This window comes from Bacteroides sp. D22 (assembly GCF_000163675.1).
In the GTDB taxonomy this organism is placed as follows: domain Bacteria; phylum Bacteroidota; class Bacteroidia; order Bacteroidales; family Bacteroidaceae; genus Bacteroides; species Bacteroides xylanisolvens.
Map to the genome: position 1 here is coordinate 215,268 of NZ_GG774797.1, position 6,235 is coordinate 221,502.

5 protein-coding genes, 1 tRNA gene and 1 pseudogene are annotated in these 6,235 nt (G+C 43.6%); 4 read left to right on the forward strand and 3 right to left on the reverse strand.

What is annotated here, in order from left to right:
* Window positions 1-25: 25 nt before the first annotated feature.
* Together lpxB and HMPREF0106_RS20575 are read left to right on the forward strand one after the other, a co-directional pair.
* Window positions 26-1,162, forward strand: coding sequence for a lipid-A-disaccharide synthase (gene lpxB / locus HMPREF0106_RS20580; RefSeq protein WP_009039034.1), 1,137 nt, complete (start codon window positions 26-28; stop codon window positions 1,160-1,162).
* A 94-nt stretch (window positions 1,163-1,256) separates the two neighbouring features.
* Window positions 1,257-2,048 carry a NigD-like protein gene (locus tag HMPREF0106_RS20575; RefSeq protein ID WP_004310987.1) on the forward strand — a complete coding sequence of 264 codons (792 nt, stop codon included), beginning with the start codon at window positions 1,257-1,259 and terminating at the stop codon, window positions 2,046-2,048.
* Window positions 2,049-2,153: 105 nt separating this feature from the next.
* Here HMPREF0106_RS20575 and HMPREF0106_RS20570 read toward each other — a convergent pair whose 3' ends face one another.
* Genes HMPREF0106_RS20570 through rsfS form a run of 3 tightly spaced genes read right to left on the reverse strand, consistent with a single transcriptional unit; the run spans window position 2,154 to window position 5,538 of the window.
* A complete protein-coding gene (locus HMPREF0106_RS20570) occupies window positions 2,154-3,002 on the reverse strand; it encodes a phosphatidate cytidylyltransferase (protein WP_009039035.1) in 849 nt (282 codons plus the stop codon).
* 16 nt (window positions 3,003-3,018) lie between these two features.
* Entirely contained in the window at window positions 3,019-5,169 is a 2,151-nt protein-coding gene (gene ftsH / locus HMPREF0106_RS20565) for an ATP-dependent zinc metalloprotease FtsH (RefSeq protein ID WP_009039036.1), read from the reverse strand.
* A gap of 9 nt (window positions 5,170-5,178) precedes the next feature.
* Window positions 5,179-5,538: a ribosome silencing factor gene (gene rsfS / locus HMPREF0106_RS20560; protein ID WP_009039037.1), complete on the reverse strand. Its 360-nt coding sequence runs from the start codon at window positions 5,536-5,538 to the stop codon at window positions 5,179-5,181.
* 264 nt (window positions 5,539-5,802) lie between these two features.
* On the opposite strand from rsfS, the gene HMPREF0106_RS20555 reads away from it, so the two are divergent.
* Together HMPREF0106_RS20555 and HMPREF0106_RS27665 are read left to right on the forward strand one after the other, a co-directional pair.
* Window positions 5,803-5,873: transfer RNA gene (locus HMPREF0106_RS20555), tRNA-Gln, on the forward strand.
* A 137-nt stretch (window positions 5,874-6,010) separates the two neighbouring features.
* Window positions 6,011-6,235: pseudogene (locus HMPREF0106_RS27665) on the forward strand (transposase); the annotation flags it as partial.

Here is a 6,235-nt window from a genome sequence, read left to right on the forward strand (position 1 = left end):
CTCTCAACTCTCAACTCTCAACTCAATGAAGTATTATCTGATTGTCGGTGAAGCTTCCGGCGACTTGCACGCCTCTCATCTGATGGCTGCCTTAAAGGCAGAAGACCCGCAGGCTGATTTCCGTTTTTTCGGAGGTGACTTGATGGCGGCTGTCGGAGGAACGATGGTGAAGCATTATAAGGAGTTGGCGTACATGGGCTTTATCCCTGTATTACTCCATCTGCGCACTATCTTTGCAAATATGAAGCGTTGCAAAGAAGACATTGTTTCCTGGGAGCCGGACGTTGTTATTCTGGTAGATTATCCGGGATTCAATCTTGATATTGCCAAGTTTGTTCATGCAAAGACACAGATACCGGTTTACTATTATATTTCTCCGAAGATATGGGCGTGGAAAGAATATCGTATCAAGAATATAAAACGAGATGTAGATGAGCTTTTCTCCATCCTTCCTTTTGAAGTGGAATTCTTTGAAGGAAAGCATCAATACCCCATTCACTATGTAGGAAACCCTACCGTGGATGAGGTGGCGGCCTATCAGGCAGCTCATCCGAAAAATAAGGAGCACTTTATTGCGGAGAATCAATTGGAGGATAAGCCGATTATTGCTCTTCTTGCCGGTAGTCGGAAACAGGAAATCAAAGATAATCTGCCGGATATGTTGAAGGCTGCTTCCGCTTTTCCTGATTATCAGCTTGTCTTGGCCGGTGCACCTGCCATTGCTCCCGAGTATTATAAACAATATGTAGGAGAAGCGAAAGTGAAAATCATTTTCGATCAGACTTATAGCCTGTTGCAGCATGCAGATGTAGCTTTAGTTACTTCGGGTACAGCTACGCTTGAGACGGCATTGTTTCGTGTTCCTCAAGTGGTTTGTTATTACACTCCGATCGGGAAAGTGGTTTCTTTTTTGCGGCGTCATATCCTGACAGTGAAATTTATTTCGTTGGTAAATTTGATTGCCGACCGTGAAGTAGTCAAAGAACTGGTGGCAGATACGATGACCGTGAAGAATGTGCAGAGCGAATTGAGAAATATCATTGAAAATGAAGCATATAGAAATGAGATGCTTTCGGGGTATGAATATGTAGCCGAACGGTTAGGACCTGCCGGTGCTCCTCGTCATGCAGCTCGTGAAATGCTGCGTTTGTTGAAAAAATAACTTTCTTTTTCTGAATAAACGTAAAGCCGATGCAGTAAATGCACGGCTTTTTTATTTATAAAGCAGAAGACTAAAATAAAGAAAGGAAAAAGATATGAAAAAATTTAAGTGGCTTTTAGGAATCTTATTATTGGCATTAGTGCCAATGTTGCAATCATGTGATGATGATGGTTATTCTATTGGAGATTTCAGCTGGGACTGGGCGACTGTTCGTGCAACCGGTGGAGGAGGATATTATTTGGAAGGTGATAATTGGGGGGTGATTGATCCGGTTGCTACTTCTATTCCTTGGTTTAAACCGGTGGACGGTGAACGTGTCGTGGCTTTTTTCAATCCTTTGTATGACATGGAAGGAGGAAAAGGAGTTCAGGTGAAGATGGAAGGCATACAGGAACTGTTGACAAAAGAAGTGGAAGATATGTCGACAGAGGAAGAAGCGGAAGAATTCGGAAATGATCCTATTCTGATTTATCAGGGGGATATGTGGTTGGGAGGAAAGTTCCTGAACGTAATTTTCCGCCAGGAGTTGCCTCGTTCGGAGAAACATCGTATCAGTCTTGTGCAAAATAAGATGGAACCGGGAGAGCCGGGCGAACCGTCAGAACCGGGAACATTGAATGTGGATGAAGATGGTTACATACATTTGGAACTGCGTTATAATACGTATGAGGATGTGACTGACTATTGGGGATGGGGACGAGTTTCTTATAATCTGGAAAAGTTCTTCCCTACGCCGAAAGATTCCTGGGTAGCACCCAAAGGGTTTAAGGTGACAATAAACTCAAGAGAACATGGAGAAGGAAGAGTGATTGTGCTTGATCTGGATCATCCGGTCGGTGTACCGGAAGCAGCAAAGGATGTTCATTCCACTTCTTCGATCCGATAACCTAACTATGATTTACTGTGTGTGAAAAAGGTCGGGATCTTCCGTAGAAGTTCCCGACCTTTTGTATTTTGTTTCAGTTCTAATCGATTGAGAAAGAATCCCCCGTTAGAACCATGTTAATGCATATAGATAAACGACTGCTGCTGGTATAGCCATCAGGGAACTGTCAAAGCGGTCGAGCATCCCACCGTGTCCCGGAAGAATGGTTCCCGAATCCTTAACGTGCAACTGGCGTTTCAATAACGACTCCGTCAGGTCGCCCCATGTGCCGAATATAACAACCGCCAGTGCCAGTCCTGCCCATTCAATCATTGACATAAATGGGAAGTAGTGAGCGAGTATAAAAGATACTCCGATTGCTACCACTCCGCCGCCGATAGAACCTTCCCATGATTTCTTGGGAGAGATACGTTCAAATAACCGGTGTTTGCCGATCAATGAACCGATGCAATAGGCTCCCGTGTCATTCAGCCAAAGGAAAATAAAGATAGATAGCGGTAGGATAGGATTGTAACTTACGCTACTGTATTCTGATCCCGGATCGTTATGGAATGCTAATACATTCAGCAAAGCAAAAGGTAGTCCGATATAAAGTTGGCTAAGCATAGAATAAGCCCAGTTAAGTACCGGGTTTTCCTTTTTCAGATACAACTCGCTAATCATCATGTAAAGCAATAAAAGCACATACGGGATGAATATCTTCGAATCGGCCGCATCAATGCAGAATCCCATGATTGCAAGGAATAGGTAAGCCCCGCCGAGCATATTAATAGTCTTGTTTATCTTCACTCCTTCTGCGCGCATATTTACCAGCTGTCCGAACTCATAAATGGTCAGTGCGCTGATAGCGGTAAACAGAATACCAAAGCTGAATGCGTCATAAAGGATGCACCCCACCAAGATGGCAACGAAGAGTACACCCGTAATAGCTCGTTTTATGAAATTATTAATCAAAATCTATTCGTTTTAATTAGTTGGACCCGTTAGCTTCTTCTTCATTGGATTTACCCTCTACGGTAACTTTGCCCTCCACAGTAACCTTTTTACCTTCTGCGGCAACTTTGGTGTCTATGGGTGCTTGTTCTTCCTTTGCGGTATTTTCAGCTTCCTCTTCTTTGATTTCTTTTTCTTCTTCTTTCAGCTTTTGGGCAAGTTCTCTTTCAGCTCTTGCGGCATCCTGGCTTTCTTTAGCAGCCATGATTTCTTCTGATCGGGAAGCCCAGGGGCGTTTACCGAAGATGCGTTCAACGTCTTCCGCGAAGATTACTTCTTTGTCAATCAGTAATTGCGTCAGTTCGTTGTGTCCTTCTTTATTCTCCGACAGAATTCTCTTGGCACGGTCATACTGCTCGTTTACCATTCTCTTGACTTCTTCGTCAATCAATTCGGCTGTCTTTTCGCTGTATGGACGGTTGAAAGAATATTCATCGTTGTTGTAATAACATAAGTTCGGCAGCTTGTCGCTCATACCTAAATAAGCAATCATGCCGTATGCCTGCTTAGTCACCCTTTCTAGGTCGTTCATGGCACCTGTTGAGATGCGGCCGAGGAATAAATCTTCAGCGGCGCGTCCTCCCAAAGTAGCACACATTTCATCCAGCATCTGCTCCTTGGTAGTGATCTGACGTTCTTCCGGCAGATACCAGGCAGCTCCCAATGCACGTCCGCGAGGAACGATTGTAACTTTAATCAATGGGTTGGCATATTCCAACAACCAGGAGATAGAGGCGTGTCCTGCTTCATGCAAAGCGATGGAACGTCTTTCTGCTTCCGTTGTAATCTTGGTTTTCTTTTCCAGACCACCGATGATGCGGTCTACCGCATCCAGGAAGTCCTGTTTGCTTACGAATTTCTTCCCGTGGCGGGCAGCGATCAGTGCAGCCTCATTGCAGACATTGGCAATATCCGCACCCGAGAATCCCGGTGTCTGACGTGCCAGCAAGTCCACATCTACACTATCGTCTATTTTAATCGGGCGCAAATGCACGCCAAATACTTCTTTACGTTCGTTCAAGTCGGGCAGGTCCACGTGTATCTGACGGTCAAAACGTCCTGCACGGAGCAGTGCCTTGTCGAGTACGTCTACACGGTTGGTAGCAGCAAGGATAATCACACCGCTATTGGAACCGAAGCCGTCCATTTCTGTCAGCAACTGATTCAATGTGTTTTCGCGTTCGTCATTTCCTCCCATTGCAGGGTTCTTGCCACGGGCACGTCCTACGGCATCAATCTCATCAATAAAGACGATACAGGGAGCTTTTTCTTTAGCCTGTTTAAACAAGTCGCGAACACGGGATGCACCTACACCCACAAACATTTCCACGAAGTCGGAACCTGCCAATGAGAAGAAAGGCACATTCGCTTCGCCGGCCACAGCTTTGGCAAGCAATGTTTTACCGGTTCCCGGAGGGCCTACCAGCAATGCTCCCTTGGGTATCTTACCTCCCAAATCCGTATATTTCTGCGGTTCCTTTAAGAACTCTACGATTTCCTCCACTTCTTGTTTCGCTTCGGCCAGTCCCGCTACATCTTTAAATGTAATCTTGATGGCTCCGCCTTTTTCAAAAAGCTGGGCTTTGGATTTTCCTACATTAAATACGCCGCCGGGGCCACCACTACCGCCTCCGCTCATACGGCGCATGAAGAATATCCATAACGCAACCAGCAAGACAAGCGGGAGTACCTGAATCAGAATTGCGGGGAAAATATCCGATTTGGGCGGATAGTCGGATGAACCGTCAAAATGACCGGCTTCCTTTTCTGCCTGCAAAAACTCTTCCAGTTTATCGGTAGACGGGGTTCTACTTGTAATGACAGGGTTGCGTCCCACCTTGGTAGAGTCGGCTCCAAAAACGGCCCCTACGGCAGTCGGTTTGAGGAAAGCTTCGATTGATTTATCTTCATAACCCAATACTTTGCTGATATAACCCTTTTTAACATAGTCCTGAAACTCGCTGTAAGTTACAGCTTTGCTTCCTGCTCCTTTTGAATCACTGCCCCACCAGAGGCCGAGAAGCATAAGGGCAATAATCATATACATCCAGTTCAGGTTGAACTTCGGCATATTAACCTTATTGTTAGGCTTATTGCTATTGTTATTATTGCTATTATTATTGTCCATAATCATTAATTAGTCTAGATCGGGGATTTGAGTAAGTTTGGCATCTGCCCAGAGGTGCTCAAGATTATAAAAAGCTCTTGCCTCCGGCAAAAAAACGTGTACCAATACATCGGCATAGTCCATAGCTACCCATTCTGCATTTCGGAGTCCGTCGATTGCATAAGGCTTGCTGTCCGCACCTTTGCGTGTAAATTCCTTGATTGAATCTACTATTGCACTCACTTGACTGGGAGAATTTCCCTGACAGATAACGAAATATTTACAGATGGTATCTTCTATGCTGGTTAAATCGGCAACAACTATCTTTTTACCTTTTTTCTCTTGAATTCCTTCTTTTATTTTTTCAATTAATACTTTAGTATCGTTCATTCCTGTAATTGGGATTAATAATTCATGTTCTCTATTTGTTTATAACAAAAAAAGGTGACCCTTTGTTTCTGATAATAAACGTGATATTTTTGACAAATATACGCTGATTTATTGGATACAAGAAAGTTATCCCTCAATTTTTGTGTTTTTTAGTGGAGATACTTTTGTTTGGAAAGCTTATTTGGACATTTTTGCAAAAAAAATATCGGATTTGTTTTGAATTCCCAAAATATTTGTATCTTTGCACCCGCAAACGAAAATCATTGGGCTATGGTGTAATGGTAACACTACAGATTCTGGTCCTGTCATTCCTGGTTCGAATCCAGGTAGCCCAACAATTTATAAGACAAAATAAGCTAAAAGCCGTTATTACTAGGTAATAACGGCTTTTTTGCATGTTTAACAGTATGTGTCTCTAAACGGCTCAGTCTGAAACCTTGGGGGATTGCGTTAAAATTCTTATTTTTGCATCATGAAAACATCCTCTTCCCAAACGATTGATCCTGTTGCTTCTTTAAGCTTGTTCTTGCCTTCAGGAATCCTTGATTACTTTACCCTAGTCAATCATGTTTCTCAGGATACTTGCTTTATTCTTTATTTAGAGGAGAAAGCCACTATTCCTTCTGAGTACTCAGATCTACATCTTCACTCAAAAGGTTTCCTCCCTGAGATTGAAGTTCAGGACTTCCCTATCCGT